We start from the raw sequence: 18,865 nt of genomic DNA, 5'->3' as shown, positions 1-18,865 counted from the left end.
TTAAATATAAGCTAATTAAACAATATACTACTATATGGAAATATATAGAAATTGAGAGCGTAGTCTTTACTTGTTATTAGTCATTTGGACTCACGATATAAGAACACAGTAATCCCAGTATTTACATAATATTTTACGAAATTAAGAGATTAAAGTAAATAATATTTATACCTACATCAAAAAGTAAAATATCTTTATCTAATTGAAGGAAAAAAATCAGTTGCTAGAGTATTTCATCTTCTCCAGTAGCTGGATTCTCTTAGCCGGATGTGGATGATCCATGAAGAAATCTGCGAAAGGAGATACTTTGGTGTGCTTCCATATCTCTACCAGCTCTCTAGCGTCGTAAGTGGGAACTTCTTCGTCTGTAGGGGAATTGAAGAACAACATACTGCTTATCTGTCCAGTTGCGCCTTGTTTCTTCTTGTACTTCTCCATAGCTTTCGGATCAGTGGAAAGAGTCAATTTAGCTAGTGCAGTTTGAAGGTTTTCAGCGCCTCCGGGAACCGTGGAGGCAGAGTTCACATCTGCGTAAGCTTCACGCATTCTATTTATGAATAGGACTAAGAACTGGAAGAGGTAGCTCACAACGACCATGGCAAGCCCCAGCAGTAAAATTAGTCCACCGTTGTTATTCCTACCGTTTCCTTCACCGAACATTCCTCCCCAGAAAAGCCAGTATCCTAAATAGAATATGAGGGCTGGTATGAGACCTACAGCTAACATGACTTCCACGTCGCGGTGCTTCAGGTGACCCAGTTCGTGTCCTGCTACAGCTAAGAGCTCTTCTCTATTCAGTAGCCTTAAAATAGGCATGGTGAAAGCTATCCTCTTTCCCGCTATAGGGCTACCGTAAGCGAACGCGTTGGGGAAAGGAACGTCGGCTATGAAAACTTTAGGCATGCTTATTTTATTATAAGATGCTGCCTCGGCTACTAAACCATAAAGCCATGAATATTGAGGATCGTTAGGACTCACCTCATGGACGTGATAGGCAGCCTGAATGAGATAAGGACCGAAAAGCCACTGTATCACGTTGAGTACTACTATGAAACTCAGAATTCCTATTATTAGAGATGTACCTATCGAAGCTCCGAACGCGAGCTTCGCTACTACTAACCCTACTGCTAAGCCAAGAAGAATTATCCCTATGCTAGCCATCAACATACTTAACTTGAGCCTTACTACCGTTAGATTCATATGTAAACTATTGATAGGAGAGCTTAAAGTTTTTTCCAATTAATTTTCTAATATGGAAGAAGAGTTAGTAAAAGAGTACATGAAAGAAGGTGTAGTATCAACTGAGAAAAAAACTACTATAAAGGAGGTAGCCAGAATAATGACAGAGAAGAACGTAGGTTCTGTGATAATTGTTGACGAATCAGGGAAACCCATAGGGATAACGACAGAAAGGGACATAGTGAGGTCTTTAGGCAAGGGCAAACCAATTGACTCACCCATTGAAGAGGCAATGACATCATCCCTAATTACCGTTAGAGAAGACGCGCCAGTAACTGGAGCCCTAAGCCTCATGAGATCCTATAATATCAGACATCTTCCTGTTGTAGACCAGAACGGAGCGTTGAAAGGTATTATCTCTATTAGAGATATAGCGAAAGCACTAGATAACATGTTCGAACAATAATAAGAATAAAGAACTAGAGCTCAAAACAACTTCTCTCTATTTTACTTTTTTAATACTAGTCCCCAATTTATCTCTTCCTAGAAAATGAAAGGCTTCACTCCAGTTCTATCGTTGCAGGCGGCTTCGATGTAACATCGAAAAGCACTTCCTTCACTAATGGATCTTTCATTATCTCTTCTGCTATAGAGAACAGTTCACTGAGCCCCAACTCAGGCACATCAGCCGTCATAAAGTCCTCAGTGTGAACTGCACGTATCCCAACTGAGTACTTCCCTTGATCTCTCTGTTTCACTAAATACATTACGTGAGTTACATCATATTTCGAAAGCTTTGACACGTCCTGTCTGAGGGCGTCGTAATTCAGATCTCCCTCCACAGAGGCTATGTGACCGTAAGACCTTACGTCCCCTTTTACACCGGTAGCTCTTGCCTTATATACCCTGACTCTGGTTCCTACTTCTGCAGATTTCTGCTTGTCCTCTTCCGAATCCGAGTCGAAAACCACCGCGAAATATTGAGAGAGACCTTTCCTTGACAGTGCTTTCTCCACCACAGTGTTAGCCCTTCTCTCAACCATCAGTTTCTCTATCTTGACCTCTCCTACCACTCTTATCAGAAGCCCCGGTCCCGGAAAAGGTTGTCTTTCCGATATTTCTGGAGGTAGACCTAAATACCTGGCTAGCTCCCTGACCTCGTTCTTGTACAAGTCTGCCAATGGTTCTACTACTGTGAAGCCCCAAGTCGACTCTGTGTTTATCCCCAACTGCACTAGCACGTTATGTTGGGTCTTGATCCCTCCCTGAGTCTCAACCCAGTCAGCGGCGATCGTACCTTGGATCATCATGTTGGTTCCATATTTTCTAGCTAAAGAAGAAATTGTCTCGTAAAAGAGATCCCTGAACTTCTTCCTCTTCTCCTCTGCATCCTTCAAACCTTCCAGAGAGGAGAGGAAGAATTCTGACTGGTCCTCTATGACGAGGTTAGGTATCACTTCTTTGGTCATCTCCTTCACTGAGACGGCTTCGTTCTCCCTCAGGAATCCAGTGTCTATCATCACTGGAATTACATTTTCTCCGAGTATCTTGTACGCTAAAGCTGCCGCAGTAGTACTATCAACTCCCCCGCTCACCGCTACCAGGACCTTGGAGTTGCCTACCTTCTCCCTTAGTTGAGGAGAAATCTCATCGAGGAAAGATGAAGGGTTAAAGCTCATCGAGTGAGTTAAGTATCAGGATTTATAAATCTCCTCTATTTGATCCAAGTCGATTTTCTCTCTAATTTTCTTTTCAATTGAGGATACTTGCTCTTTCACCTCTTGTTCCAGACTACCAGAGGTAGACTCAATCCCGAACTGACGCAGTATTCTCTTTCCCTGGGGTGAGAACATGAAACCGTGGATGCTGAGCCCTAACTTATCTCCTTCGAAAGCTCCGTCCTCCACACTAACGGTTAAGTTGTTCCTCCTCTCTATCACGTAAAGAGGTCTGGTCTTGGAGTTAACATAAACTACTTCTCCCCTCCTTATCTCATACCCAGAAAGTTCACCTCCCATGGCCAAGGACTGAGATACCACCTTCCTTTCCCCGTAAACTACATCGAAATCGAAGATCCCCAGACCTAGATATTCACCCGGATTACCGCTTTCTAACCCAGCCTTGTCCAGAAGCTTGTGTCCCATCATTTGAAATCCTCCGCAGACCCCTATGAGAGGTTTCCTCTTCATCACATCGTCTAGACCTCTCTCCTTCAGCCACTTCAGGGACTCTACTGTGTTCCTAGTTCCTGGAAGGATTAACAAGTCGCTCTTCTCGACTTCCCTTCTCTTCCTTACGAACCTTACTGAGGAATTTGACTTTGCCAGTGCAAAGACTTCATTGAAATTACTCATGTAAGGATATGCGATAACTCCAACGTCAAGCTCTCCGTCGCCGAAAGGGAAAACGTTCATTGAATCTTCAGGCATCATAGAGAATTCATCGTCGTAGTCTATAACACCAAGGTATTTCATGCTTGTGCGTTCCTCGAGCCATGAGGTCGCAGGATCCAGGAGTTTCTCGTCTCCCCTGAACTTGTTTATAATGAACCCCCTCATTCTTTCCCTCACCGACGGAGGAGACATGAGGTAAGTGCCGTAAGCTGAAGCGAAGGCTCCTCCTCTATCTATGTCAAGGACTAAGATTATGTTAGCCTTCAGTTCCGAGGCCACCCTGTGTACTGTTATGTCACGGTCTAGAAAGTTGGGTTCCCCCATCCCTCCAGCTCCCTCAACTATGTCGTCTTTTTTTATTCCCTGCTTAATTTTTTGCCAATAATCTTCAATTGACGAGTAATACTCGTCGGCTTTCATCACTCCAAGGGGTTCACCCATGAAGATGACTTCCACACCTTTCCCTGTAGGTTTCAACAATATCGGGTTATTCTCTCTGCTCGGGGTAAACCCTGCCCCCATAGCCTGATAGGCTTGAATGAACGAGATCTCTCCACCGTCGTATGTGGAGAAGCTGTTCAGAGACATGTTTTGAACCTTCACTGGGCGTGCCTTGAATGCCCTTGATAGCCCGGCCACTACCATTGATTTCCCGGAGTCGCTCATCGTAGAAGCTATTAGAAGAGTCACTTGTTATTACCTGATGCAGAAAATAAAAGCGGTAATAGCACAGTACGCCTTCTTCTCGATAATTCCGGTTAGAGTAAACGTACAGCTGGAAGAAGTTGCATCAGTGAGCTTCATCGCACCTTTACTGGTGGGCTTAACTGCAGGGCTAACAGACTTCGGTTTCCTCCTTTTGACGCGATCGCTCCTAGGTGAAGCTTCGAGTTTCCTTCTCTTGGCTTTCGTGGAGCTCTTCAGAGGTTTCCATCACCTTGACGGTCTCCTGGACACTGGAGACGCGTTGATGGCGATAGGAAAGGAGAAGAAAATGAGGGCTCTCAAGGACGTCCAAGTCGGTGCAGGGGGAATAGGAGCTACCTTGGTCTACATTTCTTTATTCTTGACTGCAGTTTCGAACTTAAGATCACCCCTCTCCTCCCTGGTTCCGTTAGTGTCTGCAGAAGTCTTGAGCAGGGGAGTTGGGATGCTGTCTTTAGTACTCTCTACCCCTCTAGAGGGAAGCTTCCTGGGCTTAACCTTCTCAAAATATCTAAGAAGGTATTACCCCCTGCTGATCCTGACAATGATCCCTTTCCTCTCATTTTATACTCTTCTAATTCTAATTTTCATGATAGCGGTCTCCCTTGGCATAGAAAGAAACTTAGGCGGTTCTTCAGGAGATGTTGTTGGTGCGGTGATAACTCTGTCCTTTCCGATCTTCCTCCTAGGTGACCTGAAGTGTTCTACGTCGCTGTTCTCGCTCTTGCTCTCGACCTTGTAGGGGAGCCTCCTTACCTTGTCCACCCGGTTGTGTGGACGGGAAGGATAGCTGAAAGGCTCACTAGACCTTTCAGAGGTAGAGCGTACGGTGTGTTCCTGTGGATGGTTTCTGTAGTTCCTATCCTCCTGATCCTTTCAATTCTATACTCTCTTGATATTCCCTGGTTAATGAAAGTCGTGCTCGCAGTCTTCTCACTGAAAGTGTCGTTCTCGATCACAATGCTCTACAGGCTAGTGAAGGGGAGTGTAGGTGAGAAAGGTAAAGAGAACGCACAGCAGCTTGTAAGGAGAAACCTCGCCGAAGAGGATGAGGGCCACGTCATATCAGCGGCTATAGAGTCACTCTTTGAGAGCACAGTAGACGGAATAGTCTCTCCCCTTTTCTGGTTCCTTGTCCTGGGAATACCGGGAGCTCTCCTGCAGAGGCTTTCAAACACGATGGATAGCATGGTGGGTTACAGGACTCCTGAACTTGAGAGGGAAGGATGGTTCTCCGCCAAAGTTGATACTCTCATGAACTACGTGCCAGCTAGGATTACAGCGATCTTCATGATGATAGCAGGACTTCTTTTGAGGATGAATGTCTACAGATGCATGAGGATGGTCTCTTCTTCCAAAATCGAGAGCCTGAACGCGAGGTATCCCATCCCCTGTGCTGCGGGGCTGCTTGACGTTAAATTGGAGAAGAGAGGAATTTACTCTGAAAATCCTGCTAAGGACCTCCCTAACCCAGAAGACTTGAAGAGAGCCTTAACTCTATTCAGGGTCACCCTCTTTCTTTTCCTGATCTTTATGCTAAGCGTAGATTACTGCCTTTATGGTCTTTCCTTCCTTGGATATCCTTACGGCGTCCTCGAACTGATCTAGGGGAAACCTGTGGGTTACCAGCTTTTCGACGTTTACCTCTTTCCTCTCAAGCATGGAAAGCGCTTCCCTGGTGTCCTCCTCAACCGCGGCGTTTGACGAAATCACTGATATCTCGTTGTTCATAAGGTCGCTCACATCATAGTCTAGTACCGTCCCTTTGAAGGGAACTCCGAAAAGGAGAAGTCTGCCTCCCTTCCTCACTGACCTGAGCCCGTCTAGGATGGCCCTCGGTGAGCCAGAAGCCACTATAACAACGTCTGCTCCGCGACCGTCAGTTAGTCTTCTCACCTCCTCATGGACCTTGACTTTAGCCGAATTCAGAGAATGGTCTGCAATCTTAGACGCGAACTCGACCCTGAAGTCAGAAACGTCGCTTACAATGACCTCGCCTGCTCCGTTCCTTTTAGCGGTCATGACATGAAGTAGACCCATGGGGCCTGCACCCACCACGAGGACGTAGTCACCATCGTCTATCTTCACCCTCCTCTGCCCCCTCACCACCGTAGCCAGGGGTTCTACGAAGGAGCCTTCATCAAAGGACACATTATCAGGGAGCTTGAGAATCCCCCCTCTTTCAACGTTCCATGCAGGCACCCTGAAGTACTCCGAGAAACCTCCTGGGTCTAGGTTAGTTTTCCTGTAGTAAGGACACATGGTGGGGCTTCCTTTTCTGCAGTAGTAGCATTCATAACATGGGACGTGGTGATGGGCGAAAACCCTATCCCCCTTGTTTAAACCTTCGGCCATGCTCTCCTCAACCACGCCTGCAGGTTCGTGTCCCAGGATGGGCTGGGAAGCAGTGTATTGACCACATATCTTCTCGACGTCTGTCCCACACAGCCCGCAGGACCTCATCTTTATCAGCACATCACCCTTAGACAGCTTAGGTATTTCCACGTCTTTAATCACGACTTTGCCGTTTTCTAAGACTACAGATTTCATCTCAGGAGACACAAGTCGGGTGAGAATAAAAAAGCGTGATGTGGAGGTCAGAAGTAGGAAAAATGAGAAAGTGATGACAAACTAGCCCGAGTACTTTAAGCTAACTCATTGACCATACTGGTGACGTTGAGCATTAATGGGTCCAATGTCTTTACGGTCAGTTTCTCTCTTTCCTGAATTAATCTGAACAACACGTCGTTCCCATTCAGCGACGTTTCTCCTACCTTAGCTACTGACCTAGTTATAGTTCCGTTCTCCACCTTAAATAAGGCATAGATATTTGGGTTGTATACCATCATTATCCCGTTGAAGGTCTGCTTAGCTTTCGTAACTATATACTTCGGTATGTCTACTGGCTCAATTAACGTCAGTTCGCTTGCCTCTTTAGTCAGATCAGAGAACTTTTTAAAAGTGGGAATTACGTGTGATTTTATTACGTGTTCTGCAGTAGCTAACCTGTTCTTGAAGAAACCCAGTATTCCTTCATCGACTTTAAGCTTCATGGAGAAGTTCAGAGACATATCCCTTGAAAATGACGTCAAGTCGGCAACTATCTCGAAAATGACCTTACCGTCAAATGTGTCTCCTCTGTAAATTAACATAGAGCCAGTGAAGTTCGGAGGAGACAGTTCACCGATGAAGAGGTCTGTCTTCGACTTTTCGGTTATTTTGTCGTTTAAAACCCTATCATTTATTGTGCCGATCAAGTAGTTACCACTGTCGAGTTTCCTCAACACTATGATGTGACCAGTAGTTGACATAAAGATAAATGGATCAGATATTATCTTGATTAGTAACCCACGCGGTATGTCGATCTTCATCGACTCGCTATAGCTATCTTCCATTTTTTCACCACCGTTTTTTATTATTTCCAACATATGCCTAGAAAATTCTCGGATTATCTCTATTTAAACTTACACTTCGATTAGACTTATAAATTGAGCGTCAAAGGATAAAAATTCAATTCCGTCTAAGATCAACATAGTGCTGGAGTATCTTTTATGAAACCTGATATTACCACGGAAATTCTGAATAGAAATCTGCTCTTCAGGCGGCCATATAATATTAAAGGACTTCATTCACTACCTCTATTATTTTAAACATTGAAGGGTCTGCTATCTCTAAGGTCAGCTTCTCCTTTTCTTGCAGTAACTTCATTAGGACATCGTTACCAGTTATCAGGAGATTCCCGAACTTACCTGAAGCTTTGCTTATCTGCCCGTCTTCGACCTTGAATGATGCGTAAGTACTACAATTGTGGACTAGAATTAATCCACTTTCTATCTGTTTAGCTTTCATCATCACGTATTTAGCTACATCGATAGGGTCGACAGTCCATGATTCGTTCATCTCATTGATCAAACACGAGAAATTCTTAATGTTTGGAATTACATGGCCTTTTATCACATGCTCAGCGGTTATGGGGAACTTGGCCTTACCCCAGCCTAGAAGTCCTTTGTCTTCTGTGGATATTGTCATTGAAATATTGACTGATCCGTCCTTTGCAAAGAACGATAGATCAACTGATGCCTCGAGCCTGATCTTCTTGTCAAAGGACTCGCCTTTGTATATTACTGTAGATCCTACCATGCTGGCTGGTAGGATCTCACCGTAATAGGACTCCTGCTTCGTCTTGCCTATTTCTCCATCATTTATAAGCGAAGCCAAATAATTTCCATTCTCCAGCTTCCTCAGGACGACAAAGTGTGTTGTGACAGACATGAAAACGAATGGATTACTGATAATCTTAATTAACACTCCTCGCGGAAGGTTGACTTTGACTATTTCAGAATATTTACTTTCCATCTCTAAGTGAAATATCAGAATTCTTAGCTTTTAAAAATTTCGTTTTACTTTTTATTAAACTATAAGAAAAATCAATAATAATCTTAAAATATTAAATCTTGTTTAACTACGGTAATTATGAGTTAAGTTATTCTATTTATAGTTATCTCAGGATAGAACAGGAGATTCTTGTGTTTATAGCTAAAAAATGTTTAGTTATACGTAAAAATAAAGATTGATAGTATGAATAGCGTTTAACTTAAGTCGGTAATTATTGATAACTCTTCTTCCAAAAGGAAGTAAAGAATTATATTATATCAAAAGAAATAGTAGATTGGTGAAATAGAATCAAAAAACCTTCCCCTAAAGGTAAAGGAGTTTTGTTTCTTATAATAGATATAGAAAGAGCAGTCAAACACGAGCCCTAATTTTTTCAGAGGGGTGGCCGAAACTACTATATTTAATATAGTAGTACCGCCCCTCTTATCTTATGTATAGTTACTTATTACTACTATCCTTAATCATAGTATTCCCTTTCACTGCCCTTCCGTGGATCATGAAAAGGAAAAGTTACCTAATTAGCGAAGAGAAATATGAGGTTAGAGTAATGAGGGGACACTCTCAGATCAACGCTTTCTCTATCAGGGGGCTAAGGAAAGGATACATTTTCCTTACAGAGAGCGCTGCTTCCTTAGATGAGAACAAGTTGAAAGCAGTGATAGCACACGAGATTGGACACCTAGAGAGAAATCATCACGTGAAAATGGCTTTACTGATGGGTTCTCTCATAACCATTTCGATGTTCCTCTTACTCGACGGAATGAGCTGGGTCGCAATCCCGGTTCTCCTCCTTGCAATGTTAGCGCAGAAGAGCTTATCGAGGAAATTTGAGCTGGAGGCAGATAGATACGCACTTAGGTTAGTCCCCTGTCAGGACTTGGTTAGCCTGATATCTTCTTACGGCGACAGGGAAGCTTCTATCCTTTCTACACATCCAGACGTCTCGACAAGACTTAAGAACCTAAACTACAACTGGTCATAGGAAATAAATGCAGAGACATGTTTTATCAGAGAAAGAAAGCGAAGAAATAGGCGAAATAATAAAGCGAAATTACGGTGTGGATTTAAGCGGAAAAATAGAGATAGGCAAGGAAAAGAAGAAAAAGTATTACTTCGTAAATCGAGTCTTGTCCTTCTTCTCATACGAGGACGTGCTATTACCCACTCTGTGCGGAGTAATGAAGCTAAGCCTAAAGGTTCCATATGTCTCTGTTGATGAGGGTGCTGTAAAGGCTCTAGTGAAGGGAGCTGACCTTTTCGTGCCTGGGATAAAGGAATACCACTGTGAAGTGAAGCCTGGCACATTCGTGTTAGCAAGGACACTTCAGGGAGTTCCAGTATCGATACTAAAGGTTGTAGATGAGGCTGTCGAGGCCACCAAGAACGGCAAGGGAAAATTCGGCGTAAACGTACACCACCTTAAAGATGAGCTATGGGGATTATGCAATGAGGAAAACTAGCGTCGTTATACCCACCTATAACGAGAAGGACAACATAGTCAAGCTCCTCAAAGTCATGAATGAGGCTATCCCCTCTTTAAACTACTTGGTTGTAGACGATAACAGCCCTGACGGTACTTACGACGTACTGAGGAAGATGGAGATGAAGAACTTGGAAGTGATAGTGAGGACTAACGAGAGGGGTCTGGGTTCAGCCATCAGGACTGGGCTAGAGAGAGCATTGAAGACTGAGAGCGAATTAATAGTCACCATGGACGCAGATTTCAGCCACGACCCTGCTTACCTCCCTGGAATGCTCAAGATGGCAGAGGAAGGAGGGTATGACATAGTGGTGGGGTCCAGATACGTTAAAGGAGGAGGGATTGAGAACTGGCCCCTGAAGAGGAGGATAGTAAGCAAGGGAGCTAACTTCTTGTTCCGAGTAGCAATGAGGTCTTACCTTAAAGACAACACGTCTAACTATAGAGTGTATTCAGCGAGAGCAGCGAGAGAGGCTCTCAACTGCAACTCCGCTGACGGATATGAGTTCCAAATATGTAGCATTTATAGAGCATTGAAGTCCAACCTAAAGATGGGAGAATACCCTATCGTATTTAAGGACAGGGAAGTAGGGAAGAGCAAGCTCAACAACGGGGAAATAGTGAGGTGGTTCAAGTTTCTAGTTTCTCTCCTCTTCTCTTCTTGAGCTTAGCTACCTGATCCTTCAGCTCCACTACCTCCTTCATCAACATCGATATCTGACTCTCATGTATTTCTAAGATCTTCTTCACTTTCTCCTCAAAGTTCTCATCTTGCTTCTGGCTTATCCTGATATTGCCTTCAGAGTCCATCTCCACCAATCCAGTCCTCATCAACTCCCTCACGTATCCTTTCATAGTCTTAGGAGATACCTTCAATTGCAGAGCTAAGTCCGTCATGTTCACAACGCCTTTTTCCTTGATTAACGCAACTATGTCCTGTAACCTTGGGGGAAGTTCCATGTCTTCTCCTTTAGGGTAGAATATCTTTTAAACATGGAGGCACGTAGTTCTAATGGTAACATTGGCCCTCCTGATCAGAGAAGTGGACGTGAACTCTACTCTAACATACCCCATGGCTTATTCTGCAATGAGGGAAGCATTCGAGTTTTTAGATAGGAAAATGGCTGTCAATTCAAAAAGGATGAGGACTTCCATATCTGGGTCTACTTTAACGTATCAAGCTGGTGGGTTCAGAGAATACTTGGGTTACAAGACGTTCGTGAACGGCACTTTCATGTCAACACTGTTTGATAAGAACGGAGAAATACTCTCCATGATAGAGTCTGACAGGCTGACTCAGATCAGAACAGGGGCTCTCTCGGTTTTAGCCTCAGATTTCACAGTCAAAGCTTACTCTTCCGTAGGGATCATAGGCTTGGGGAAGCAAGGGCTAGCTCAGATTGAGGCTTTCCACGAACTGAAGCCCGGAGTTAAGATAGACGTCTTCACCAGGAGTCAGGACAGGATGAAGAACGCGTTGAGCTACTTGCAGAGCAAAGGGATCAAGGTGTTCCCCGTGGACATGAAAACCCTATGTAAGGAGAGCGAGGTCGTGGTTACAATAACCAGAGCCAAGGATCCTTTCCTTAAGCTCGATTATCTGAACAAGGGAACTCACGTCAACGCTATGGGGTCCAACATACCTGAGAAGAGCGAACTTTACCCTGAAGTGGTGAAGAGCTCTTCCATGATAGTAGTAGAGGACGTGGACATGGCTTTGGAAGAGGCTGGGGACTTGATCCTTTCCAAGAAAATGGGGATGTTAGACGAAAACAAAATAGTTACGATCTCTTCCATGATCTCAGGCAGGGCGAAAGCTAGGAGGGAGGAGGGTTTAGTGACCTTGTTTAAGTCCGTTGGAATAGGTCTAGAAGACGTCGCAGTTATGTCATCACTTTATGAGGAAGTTAAAAGGAAGGGGAATGCGTTAGAACTGGAGGTTAAAGGCAAATGGCGTCGAGAATAGGAAGGGAAATTAGGCTATCGCCCGTGGAACTAGGGTCTCAGATAGCGAAGAAGGTGGAGATAAACCTAGCCAGTGGAAACCCAGACCCTGCAGTCATGCCCGTGAAAGAGATTGAGGAGGCATACAACGAGGTAATAGAGAATATAGGCTTCAAGTCACTCATTTACCCAGGGGCCGGAGGACAGGAGGAATTGATAGAGAGCATAAACAAGCACTTTCTGCCTTTGCTGAACGTCACAACGAAAGACGACATGACAGTGGTAACAAGCGGGGCTCAGCACGCAATGGAGCTAATTTCAAAGTACTTCCTCGAGAACGACGTTGTAGGAGTTGAAAATCCTACCTTTGTGGAGACATTCAACACCATGAAACTTAGGGCTTCCGTTTCCCTTCCCTTCGACGTGAAGGGGGACGGAATAGATGTGGACATGGTGAGGAGTCTGACCAAGGTAACTAAGATAAAGCTACTTTATGTAATACCAAATTGCCATAATCCCGCAGGTGTGACCATGTCAGTCGAGAAGAGGAAAGAGATAGCGGAGCTAGCCCACGAGAGCGACTTCTTCGTCATAGAGGACGACCCGTACAGACCCATAGCGGGTAAAGTTCCACCTCCTATCAAGAACTTCGATAACTGGGGAAAAGTAATATACGTAGGCAGTTTCAGTAAAATCCTTGCCCCAGGGTTAAGGGTTGGGTTCGCAGTGGGAGACAGGAAAATCATGGAGAAGATATCCCTCCTGGAGCAACTTGACTTCTCTACCTCTACGGTAAATCAGTACGTGGTATCGCTCCTACTTAAGAAGGGGTTAATAAAGGACCTGTCGTCCAGAATGAGCGAGCACTACTCTAACAAGATGAAAGTCCTCACAGACTCTCTGACGGAGAACGGCTTCGACTTGTTTAATAAACCGTCCTGCGGCTTCTTTCTCCTCTTGGACTTGAAAAAGGACAGTTGGTCTGTTTTCAGGGAAGCTGTGAAGGGAGGACTGAGCTTCGTACCAGCTAAACCTTTCTTCTTACGCGGAGGGAATACCATGGCTAGGTTGAGCATAACCAACGCAAAAGAAGAAGAAATAAGAAGAGGGGTTGAAATTCTGAGAAAGAGCGTTAACCAGTTATGACTTCTTCAGCGTCCCTCACAAAGGATCTGATCTTCTCCTCGTAAACTGCAAGGTCTTCCTCCAAGAGGTTCTCCGAGATATATCCATCGTAGTGCAGTTTCAGGGCTATGTCGTAGGCTTCTTGGACCCAGTCTCCTAGTATGTCAGACAAAATTCTCACCGCCTCATCCCTCGGTTTGTCTATGTGAAAGTAGTACTGAAGCATCTTTATAGAACTGCTAACTGATTCGTAGAGTAACTCGCACCTAGTAGGTACAACGTCACTGCTCTTTGAAAGATTCAGATACATGTCGGAGGTGGTCATGAAGTATGAGAAGAACTGATTTTGAGTTAATGATTTTGACTCCACGAAGATAATGTTGAAATGAAACTCTTTAAATACCTTCCTTTCGATATTACGCTGTGTGGCTTAACCTCCTTAAGGTCGGTCTCCTAGGGTCAGCTGTAGCTCTTGCGATGGGCGGACTCCTCCTATTTCGTGTGGTTCCTCCCCTCGTAACTGGAGGAACCGTGGTAGCTTTAGCTGTCCTGATTTCGCTCTTCATGCTAGCCTCAAGGAAGCACATTCCCTTAATCTCAACATTGATAGGAGGGTTAGAGATAGTGACGTCAGCTATCTCTGGAGCACATGACAGGGCCCTTGCAGAGTTCGGTTCCTCCTCTTTCATTTCTGCGGTAGATATACTCATGGTCTTAGGATTCTACATCTTTCCTTTGTTAACTGTAATAGGCGGTTTAATGGCAGAGAAAAATAATATTATTAGTAACAAAGCTGACCGAAAAACATAACCTAACATTAAAGCTGGGAAAAGCAATCAATACAATAAATAGAAAGAAATCTCTGCATCACTTTTAAATCTAGAGTCTCTTTTAAATCTTCATATGGAGTTAATAGATCCTAATGCCAGGATAGCTGACCTAGTGGGGCTTCTGATGGTTCTCAATAACAATTACGGTGGTAAAGCTGACCTCTACGAACTCGCCATGGATATGGGGATCGACATAGATGACATGATGCCTATAGTTTACACTGCTAGCTACCTAGGCTTCGTCACTATAGGAGGAGGCGATATAATCATCGCAGATAAAGGATTACAGTTCCTTAACGCTAACTTAAAACAAAGGAAAAAGCTCATCCTAGAGTCCATAAGGGACGTAGAACCCTTCAAGACTGCGGTAGAGTTGAAAGAGTTCACTCTAGATGAACTAATGGATGAGTTAGAAAGGAAAGGAATACAGAGCTATAATTCCCCTCAAGGTAAATATGACCTTCAGATCACACTTGCTGAATGGGGAGTCTATTCAGGTCTAATTTCCCTCGTTGATGAAGAGAGGTTCAAGGTAAACCAATGAGGATCTTCGAAATACTTCTGCAAAACTTGAGCATATTTTGTTAGTTGTCCATACGTGTGTTTAATCACATCACCTAAAGTGCTAAATCTCATATGCTAGATGATGAAGAGAATAGAATATCTTCCTGTAACTATCATACAAAAATTTAATTCAAGGGTAAAAGTTCTATTGTTCCCAGTTCAGCACCCCTAGATGAGAAAGGGTCGCATTAAACAGTCGTTTCTATGAATTATTATTGTTAAAATAAAACCAAATATAAAAACGTCCACAATATTTTTAAAATTATAGCCCATGAAATCTCTATGGTAGTGAAGGAAATCATTTATAAACGCTTGTCAGAGAACGAGATCAAGGACAGCTTCGATGGAGAATATTGGCCTTCACAGATATGGAATTGTGTGAGGAAACAGTACTATGACAGGATGTACCCAGTATCCATAGGGTATGAAAGCACAAGGTTCACTGTTCTAGGTAGTGCACTTCACGAGCTCATTGCAGATCTACTCAAGGAAGAACAGGGGATCAACGTAATAAGTGAGGTACCTATAAGGATACCTCATCCTTCTAACAGCGAGATAGTCTTCTCGGGTAGAGCTGACGACATAATAATTATACAGTTTACGAAAGAGAGATACATAGTCGAGGTCAAAAGTGTTGACGACCTTCAGGACAAGTTAAGGAAGGGGTTCTTACCTAAACTGGAACACAGAGCACAACTGAACATGTACTTGAGGGCTTATCCTAGATCGCACGGTATACTCCTTTACGTGGATAGGAGCAACTTCGAAATTGAGGAAATACCAATGAACTTCGACCAGGACCTCTACAATAAGACCTTAGAAAGGTCAGAGTCGCTTCACGGTTACCTGCTCAAGAGGGAGACTCCTCCTCCAGAGGCTAAACAGAACCAGGACATGAGCTGGCAGTGCAAATACTGTGTCCATAAAGCCAGATGCGACAGGGAACAATGAAAGCAATTTACATCTTTTTCGCCTAGTCGTAATAGTTATTCCTTTTCTTTCATTTGTCGTAATACACGAATAGTTTAAATCAGGAATTTATATTATTGAAGTCCATGGAAAAAAACTCAGACAATTATGAACCTGTCAGGCATTACACTGACGAAGCGGACAAGTTCAGAACTAAGGTATTCGGAATACAGGATGGGTTAATAGGAGTGGGTGCAATAGCGATAGGAGCTGCAGGGTTCGAACATGACGTTATTGCCGTACTAGTTGCAGGTCTAATAGCTACAATAGGCCAGGCATTCTCGATGGGTATAGGAGAGTATATATCAACGAGAGTTAGGATGCAGGTCATAGATAATGAAATAAAGAAAGAGAAGATGGAAATAGAGAAATACCCAAACATGGAGAAAGAAGAGCTGGTACAGTTCTACTTAGAAAAAGGCTTCACTGAGGAAGAGGCAAAGAACATAGCAGAGAAACTTTGGAAGAACAAGCAAAGCGTTTTACAGGAGATGATGGCAAACGAACTGAGGATATTCCCTGAGGACTTCGAGAACCCTGTGAAACTGGGCTTCATCATGGCGTTATACCTGGTTGTAGGTGGATTACTCCCACTTTCACCATTCATAGTGGGGTACTTCGTGGGAGGAGACTTTGACGCATTCTTGGTTGGATCAGTAGTCATAGCGTTAGTCTCGCTCGGGCTGTTCGGAGCAATGGGTTCCAAGTACACTGGACTGAGCAGGGTCAGGGGTGCTCTGGAACAAGTCGGAACTGGCTCTCTCGCTCTGATAGGAAGTTACATGGGAGGTGTAATCTTAGCTCACTTCTTCCCAGTCACCCTCCTCCCTTAAGGAGTTCCGCCACACCACGGGGTAGCTTGGCCGGCTCATTACTCTCCGAGAAAAGTTCCTTCCTCCTGGACTCCAACGGGTTCTCCTCTCTCCCCAGATATTCTGCAGCTGTAACGACGTTAGCGTTAACTTCCTTCACCTTGGACTTCAAAGACGAAATTATCTCGCGATAGCGTTGATCCCTAACCAAGTGATGATCCACTATCATCGTGGTTAGACCTTGTTTCACTATTTTCTCTAGGTTGTTCATGGCGGCGTTGAACTGTTCCTCTGTTAGCGCGTATCCCAGCATGTAAGACAAAGGTCCATCTATTATCAGAGTTGAAGGTTTAACTTCCTGGGTGAACTTCACGTGCATTTCCTTAGGAGCTCCCTCTATGTCGGAAGTGAACATCACTGTCTCATCTCCGTCAGAAACTGCAACTTGGATTACGTAACCCATTTTCTCGTCAGCCCCGTGGAGAACGGGACATGAAAACCTTATCTTCGTATGACCCAAGACTACCTCCTTTCCGTCAGCTGGCTGAACTGAGTCAGGAAGTCCCTTGATGGAATTGAGGAATCTCGGAGCTCTTCCCTTACCCTGGCTCGCGTTTATGAAGGAGTTGGGATCTTTTATGAAAACTTTCTTTCCCTTGTATATGTCCCTAGGTATTACGAATCCAGGATCGTGATGATCATAGTGATAATGTGTTATTATCAGGACGTCAGCTTCCTCGGCGTATTCTTTCACAGACCTAGCCAATTCCAGGAGTTTCTCTACCTCGAGCTTATGAGGTGGAAGACCGTACCTCCTAGGTGCAAGGGAGACAGCAGGATCAACAAGTATCTTAAGGTCTGGGGTCTCCAGAAAAGTAGCCTGAGACCTAACCCCAAGGCTTTCAAACGCAATAGGTACTATCTTCATAAAAATAATCTTACTTTGATCATTTAAAACCTGAGGCTTCGGATCTCATTTACCATTTTGTTCATCTCGTTGATAGTCATATGAATATCCATTTTCGCGCGCCTTATCCCGTAGTTACTTCTTCTTTCCATCATTTTCCCCACACCGTAGACTGCTAGCCCAGTGACTGTAGTGATGTGAAATGGATCGTCCAACCCAAACGCTATGAACTTGCCTACTCCCTGAACTAACTTACCACGGGGTTCATAATCCCCCAAGAGGGATCTGATCGAGCTCATGACTTAATATTTCTCGACTAAGGTTTTAAACCGAAGGACGGAGAGCATCGGATTACCGATAAGCAAAGCATTTAATGTATTCTACATAAATCATCTTCAATGTTGCAAGTATTATTGCTGATACTTAGTCTAGCTATGTCTTCATGGAGTGCTTACAATTCCTTTCTAGCTATAAGGGGTGTAACGTGGAAACCCATCGAGGGAAGGGAATATAGTGGAGTGAGATTTTCGATACTTGTACCAGCTAAAAATGAAGGGCAAGTCCTTCCAAGACTTCTGGACAGGCTAGTTAACATGGAGTATGATAAGTCCAAATACGACATCATGGTAATGCAGGACGGATCAACCGATGACACGGAGGAACAATGTAAGAGGTATGAAGCTAAATACGATAACTTGAAGTGCATTTCGCTCTCTCCTTCAAACGTGGTAAATGGAAAGAGCAGAGCGTTGAACTACGCTGTTTCGATATCTAAAGGAGAAGTGATAGGAGTATTCGACGCTGATAGCATACCTAAAATAGACGTTTTATCTATCGTAGCTCCTAAGTTCTCCGATCCTAAGGTAGGTGCAGTGCAGGGGAGATTGATTCCCGTGAATGTCAGGGAGTCGCTCACGTCAAGGTTCGCATCGCTTGAAGAACTCCTTTATGAATACTCTATAGCTGGTAGAGCGAGGTCCGGCCTTTTCGTTCCGCTTGAGGGAACTTGTTCCTTCATAAGAAAGGACGTGTTGCTCAGCTTAGGCGGATGGGATGAGAACGGATTGACCGAGGATTTAGACCTCAGCTTAAAGATACATGCCTTAGGGCTGAAGGTAGTTTACTCTCCTAATGCGATAACATGGAGGGAAGTCCCGGTCAAGTTCAGAGTTTTATGGAAGCAGAGAATAAGGTGGTATAGAGGTCATTTCGAAGTTTCACTGAAGGTAACAAAGAAAATAAACAAGAAAGTCATAGACGGCATGATAATAACTCTAAGCCCGGTGTTCATGGTAATATCGGTTGTGAACTACGGACTGTTCCTTCTCTATCCGTTCAGCGTTATGTATTTCATAGCTAGTGCACTTCTTTCTATAGCTACCCTTATGTCCTTCCTGATATCAGTGGCGATCTCAAGGAGACACATGATAGAGCCGCTGTTCCCCGTCCTGTCCTTAGCATATATTGACTTTATCATTCTGATGAATTTCTATGCCATGACTTTAGAGTTACTCCACGCAAAGAAAGTATGGGTTAAAACTGAGAGGTCGGGAAAAATCTGA

At 44.0% G+C, this 18,865-nt stretch carries 23 protein-coding genes; 13 read left to right on the top strand and 10 right to left on the bottom strand.

The annotated features are described in order from the left end of the window. Window positions 1-216 precede the first annotated feature (216 nt). Window positions 217-1,200 (bottom strand): zinc metalloprotease HtpX, encoded by a 984-nt coding sequence (gene htpX / locus IC007_RS09570; protein ID WP_149528670.1) that lies wholly within the window; start codon window positions 1,198-1,200, stop codon window positions 217-219. 52 nt (window positions 1,201-1,252) lie between these two features. Between htpX and IC007_RS09565 the strand changes: the two genes are divergently transcribed. Beyond that, window positions 1,253-1,645: a CBS domain-containing protein gene (locus IC007_RS09565; protein ID WP_054845992.1), complete on the top strand. Its 393-nt coding sequence runs from the start codon at window positions 1,253-1,255 to the stop codon at window positions 1,643-1,645. Between the two features lie 94 nt (window positions 1,646-1,739). On the opposite strand, the gene IC007_RS09560 is transcribed toward IC007_RS09565, so the two are convergent. Both IC007_RS09560 and IC007_RS09555 read right to left on the bottom strand, forming a co-directional pair. Beyond that, entirely contained in the window at window positions 1,740-2,858 is a 1,119-nt protein-coding gene (locus IC007_RS09560; protein WP_149528669.1) for a GMP synthase (glutamine-hydrolyzing), read from the bottom strand. Window positions 2,859-2,873: 15 nt separating this feature from the next. Next, window positions 2,874-4,262, bottom strand: coding sequence for a cobyric acid synthase (locus tag IC007_RS09555; RefSeq protein WP_149528668.1), 1,389 nt, complete (start codon window positions 4,260-4,262; stop codon window positions 2,874-2,876). A 13-nt stretch (window positions 4,263-4,275) separates the two neighbouring features. On the opposite strand from IC007_RS09555, the gene IC007_RS09550 reads away from it, so the two are divergent. Together IC007_RS09550 and IC007_RS09545 are read left to right on the top strand one after the other, a co-directional pair. Then, complete coding sequence (locus tag IC007_RS09550) at window positions 4,276-5,019, top strand: adenosylcobinamide-GDP ribazoletransferase (protein ID WP_054845991.1); 744 nt, start codon at window positions 4,276-4,278, stop codon at window positions 5,017-5,019. After that, entirely contained in the window at window positions 4,977-5,885 is a 909-nt protein-coding gene (locus tag IC007_RS09545; RefSeq protein ID WP_054845990.1) for a cobalamin biosynthesis protein, read from the top strand. The genes IC007_RS09550 and IC007_RS09545 overlap by 43 nt, the downstream gene beginning before the upstream one ends. On the opposite strand, the gene IC007_RS09540 is transcribed toward IC007_RS09545, so the two are convergent. From IC007_RS09540 to IC007_RS09530, 3 genes are all read right to left on the bottom strand, one after another. Continuing rightward, window positions 5,814-6,827, bottom strand: coding sequence for a zinc-dependent dehydrogenase (locus IC007_RS09540; RefSeq protein WP_149528667.1), 1,014 nt, complete (start codon window positions 6,825-6,827; stop codon window positions 5,814-5,816). The genes IC007_RS09545 and IC007_RS09540 overlap by 72 nt on opposite strands. Window positions 6,828-6,922: 95 nt before the next feature. Continuing rightward, window positions 6,923-7,672 (bottom strand): hypothetical protein, encoded by a 750-nt coding sequence (locus IC007_RS09535; protein WP_149528666.1) that lies wholly within the window; start codon window positions 7,670-7,672, stop codon window positions 6,923-6,925. 220 nt (window positions 7,673-7,892) lie between these two features. Continuing rightward, a complete protein-coding gene (locus tag IC007_RS09530) occupies window positions 7,893-8,633 on the bottom strand; it encodes a hypothetical protein (protein WP_054845988.1) in 741 nt (246 codons plus the stop codon). 469 nt (window positions 8,634-9,102) lie between these two features. On the opposite strand from IC007_RS09530, the gene IC007_RS09525 reads away from it, so the two are divergent. Genes IC007_RS09525 through IC007_RS09515 form a run of 3 tightly spaced genes read left to right on the top strand, consistent with a single transcriptional unit; the run spans window position 9,103 to window position 10,817 of the window. Beyond that, window positions 9,103-9,654, top strand: a complete 552-nt coding sequence (locus IC007_RS09525) for a M48 family metallopeptidase (RefSeq protein WP_054845987.1) — start codon at window positions 9,103-9,105, stop codon at window positions 9,652-9,654. 7 nt (window positions 9,655-9,661) lie between these two features. After that, window positions 9,662-10,132 carry a DUF1947 domain-containing protein gene (locus tag IC007_RS09520; RefSeq protein ID WP_054845986.1) on the top strand — a complete coding sequence of 157 codons (471 nt, stop codon included), beginning with the start codon at window positions 9,662-9,664 and terminating at the stop codon, window positions 10,130-10,132. After that, window positions 10,119-10,817: a polyprenol monophosphomannose synthase gene (locus tag IC007_RS09515; RefSeq protein ID WP_054845985.1), complete on the top strand. Its 699-nt coding sequence runs from the start codon at window positions 10,119-10,121 to the stop codon at window positions 10,815-10,817. The genes IC007_RS09520 and IC007_RS09515 overlap by 14 nt, the downstream gene beginning before the upstream one ends. Here the strand turns inward: IC007_RS09515 and sul12a are convergent. Continuing rightward, window positions 10,783-11,112, bottom strand: coding sequence for a Sul12a family chromatin-organizing protein (gene sul12a / locus IC007_RS09510; RefSeq protein ID WP_054845984.1), 330 nt, complete (start codon window positions 11,110-11,112; stop codon window positions 10,783-10,785). The two genes, IC007_RS09515 and sul12a, sit on opposite strands and share 35 nt — an antisense overlap. A 61-nt stretch (window positions 11,113-11,173) precedes the next feature. Here sul12a and IC007_RS09505 point away from each other — a divergent pair, with 61 nt between their 5' ends. Next, the gene (locus IC007_RS09505; protein WP_149528931.1) at window positions 11,174-12,118 is read left to right on the top strand and encodes an ornithine cyclodeaminase family protein; all 945 of its coding nucleotides are present in this window, start codon (window positions 11,174-11,176) and stop codon (window positions 12,116-12,118) included. Beyond that, window positions 12,103-13,242, top strand: a complete 1,140-nt coding sequence (locus IC007_RS09500; protein WP_149528665.1) for an aminotransferase-like domain-containing protein — start codon at window positions 12,103-12,105, stop codon at window positions 13,240-13,242. The genes IC007_RS09505 and IC007_RS09500 overlap by 16 nt, the downstream gene beginning before the upstream one ends. Here the strand turns inward: IC007_RS09500 and IC007_RS09495 are convergent. Next, window positions 13,229-13,591: a hypothetical protein gene (locus IC007_RS09495; RefSeq protein WP_054845983.1), complete on the bottom strand. Its 363-nt coding sequence runs from the start codon at window positions 13,589-13,591 to the stop codon at window positions 13,229-13,231. The two genes, IC007_RS09500 and IC007_RS09495, sit on opposite strands and share 14 nt — an antisense overlap. Window positions 13,592-13,644: 53 nt before the next feature. Here IC007_RS09495 and IC007_RS09490 point away from each other — a divergent pair, with 53 nt between their 5' ends. From IC007_RS09490 to IC007_RS09475, 4 genes are all read left to right on the top strand, one after another. Further along, window positions 13,645-14,031 carry a hypothetical protein gene (locus IC007_RS09490; RefSeq protein WP_054845982.1) on the top strand — a complete coding sequence of 129 codons (387 nt, stop codon included), beginning with the start codon at window positions 13,645-13,647 and terminating at the stop codon, window positions 14,029-14,031. Between the two features lie 93 nt (window positions 14,032-14,124). Then, window positions 14,125-14,595, top strand: coding sequence for an AAA-associated domain-containing protein (locus IC007_RS09485; RefSeq protein WP_054845981.1), 471 nt, complete (start codon window positions 14,125-14,127; stop codon window positions 14,593-14,595). Window positions 14,596-14,897: 302 nt separating this feature from the next. Further along, on the top strand, window positions 14,898-15,566 hold the full coding sequence (locus tag IC007_RS09480) for a PD-(D/E)XK nuclease family protein (RefSeq protein ID WP_149528664.1): 669 nt from the start codon (window positions 14,898-14,900) through the stop codon (window positions 15,564-15,566). Between the two features lie 104 nt (window positions 15,567-15,670). Continuing rightward, window positions 15,671-16,417, top strand: a complete 747-nt coding sequence (locus IC007_RS09475) for a VIT1/CCC1 transporter family protein (RefSeq protein WP_149528663.1) — start codon at window positions 15,671-15,673, stop codon at window positions 16,415-16,417. On the opposite strand, the gene IC007_RS09470 is transcribed toward IC007_RS09475, so the two are convergent. Next, window positions 16,401-17,324, bottom strand: coding sequence for a hypothetical protein (locus IC007_RS09470; RefSeq protein WP_054845980.1), 924 nt, complete (start codon window positions 17,322-17,324; stop codon window positions 16,401-16,403). The genes IC007_RS09475 and IC007_RS09470 overlap by 17 nt on opposite strands. 23 nt (window positions 17,325-17,347) lie before the next feature. Next, window positions 17,348-17,602, bottom strand: coding sequence for a hypothetical protein (locus tag IC007_RS09465; protein ID WP_054845979.1), 255 nt, complete (start codon window positions 17,600-17,602; stop codon window positions 17,348-17,350). A gap of 99 nt (window positions 17,603-17,701) precedes the next feature. On the opposite strand from IC007_RS09465, the gene IC007_RS09460 reads away from it, so the two are divergent. Continuing rightward, a complete protein-coding gene (locus tag IC007_RS09460) occupies window positions 17,702-18,865 on the top strand; it encodes a glycosyltransferase family 2 protein (protein ID WP_054845978.1) in 1,164 nt (387 codons plus the stop codon).

The sequence above is a fragment of the Sulfuracidifex tepidarius genome, assembly GCF_008326425.1.
Classification (GTDB): domain Archaea; phylum Thermoproteota; class Thermoprotei_A; order Sulfolobales; family Sulfolobaceae; genus Sulfuracidifex; species Sulfuracidifex tepidarius.
This window is presented reverse-complemented; position numbering and strand designations above follow the sequence as displayed.

Coding starts and splice junctions, on each gene's coding strand:
- htpX (WP_149528670.1), bottom strand. CDS start 1,200: ATGAATCTAACGGTAGTAAGGCTCAAGTTAAGTATGTTGATGGCTAGC.
- IC007_RS09565 (WP_054845992.1), top strand. CDS start 1,253: ATGGAAGAAGAGTTAGTAAAAGAGTACATGAAAGAAGGTGTAGTATCA.
- IC007_RS09560 (WP_149528669.1), bottom strand. CDS start 2,858: ATGAGCTTTAACCCTTCATCTTTCCTCGATGAGATTTCTCCTCAACTA.
- IC007_RS09550 (WP_054845991.1), top strand. CDS start 4,276: ATGCAGAAAATAAAAGCGGTAATAGCACAGTACGCCTTCTTCTCGATA.
- IC007_RS09540 (WP_149528667.1), bottom strand. CDS start 6,827: ATGAAATCTGTAGTCTTAGAAAACGGCAAAGTCGTGATTAAAGACGTG.
- IC007_RS09535 (WP_149528666.1), bottom strand. CDS start 7,672: ATGGAAGATAGCTATAGCGAGTCGATGAAGATCGACATACCGCGTGGG.
- IC007_RS09530 (WP_054845988.1), bottom strand. CDS start 8,633: ATGGAAAGTAAATATTCTGAAATAGTCAAAGTCAACCTTCCGCGAGGA.
- IC007_RS09525 (WP_054845987.1), top strand. CDS start 9,103: ATGTATAGTTACTTATTACTACTATCCTTAATCATAGTATTCCCTTTC.
- IC007_RS09520 (WP_054845986.1), top strand. CDS start 9,662: ATGCAGAGACATGTTTTATCAGAGAAAGAAAGCGAAGAAATAGGCGAA.
- IC007_RS09515 (WP_054845985.1), top strand. CDS start 10,119: ATGAGGAAAACTAGCGTCGTTATACCCACCTATAACGAGAAGGACAAC.
- sul12a (WP_054845984.1), bottom strand. CDS start 11,112: ATGGAACTTCCCCCAAGGTTACAGGACATAGTTGCGTTAATCAAGGAA.
- IC007_RS09500 (WP_149528665.1), top strand. CDS start 12,103: ATGGCGTCGAGAATAGGAAGGGAAATTAGGCTATCGCCCGTGGAACTA.
- IC007_RS09485 (WP_054845981.1), top strand. CDS start 14,125: ATGGAGTTAATAGATCCTAATGCCAGGATAGCTGACCTAGTGGGGCTT.
- IC007_RS09480 (WP_149528664.1), top strand. CDS start 14,898: ATGGTAGTGAAGGAAATCATTTATAAACGCTTGTCAGAGAACGAGATC.
- IC007_RS09475 (WP_149528663.1), top strand. CDS start 15,671: ATGGAAAAAAACTCAGACAATTATGAACCTGTCAGGCATTACACTGAC.
- IC007_RS09470 (WP_054845980.1), bottom strand. CDS start 17,324: ATGAAGATAGTACCTATTGCGTTTGAAAGCCTTGGGGTTAGGTCTCAG.
- IC007_RS09465 (WP_054845979.1), bottom strand. CDS start 17,602: ATGAGCTCGATCAGATCCCTCTTGGGGGATTATGAACCCCGTGGTAAG.
- IC007_RS09460 (WP_054845978.1), top strand. CDS start 17,702: ATGTTGCAAGTATTATTGCTGATACTTAGTCTAGCTATGTCTTCATGG.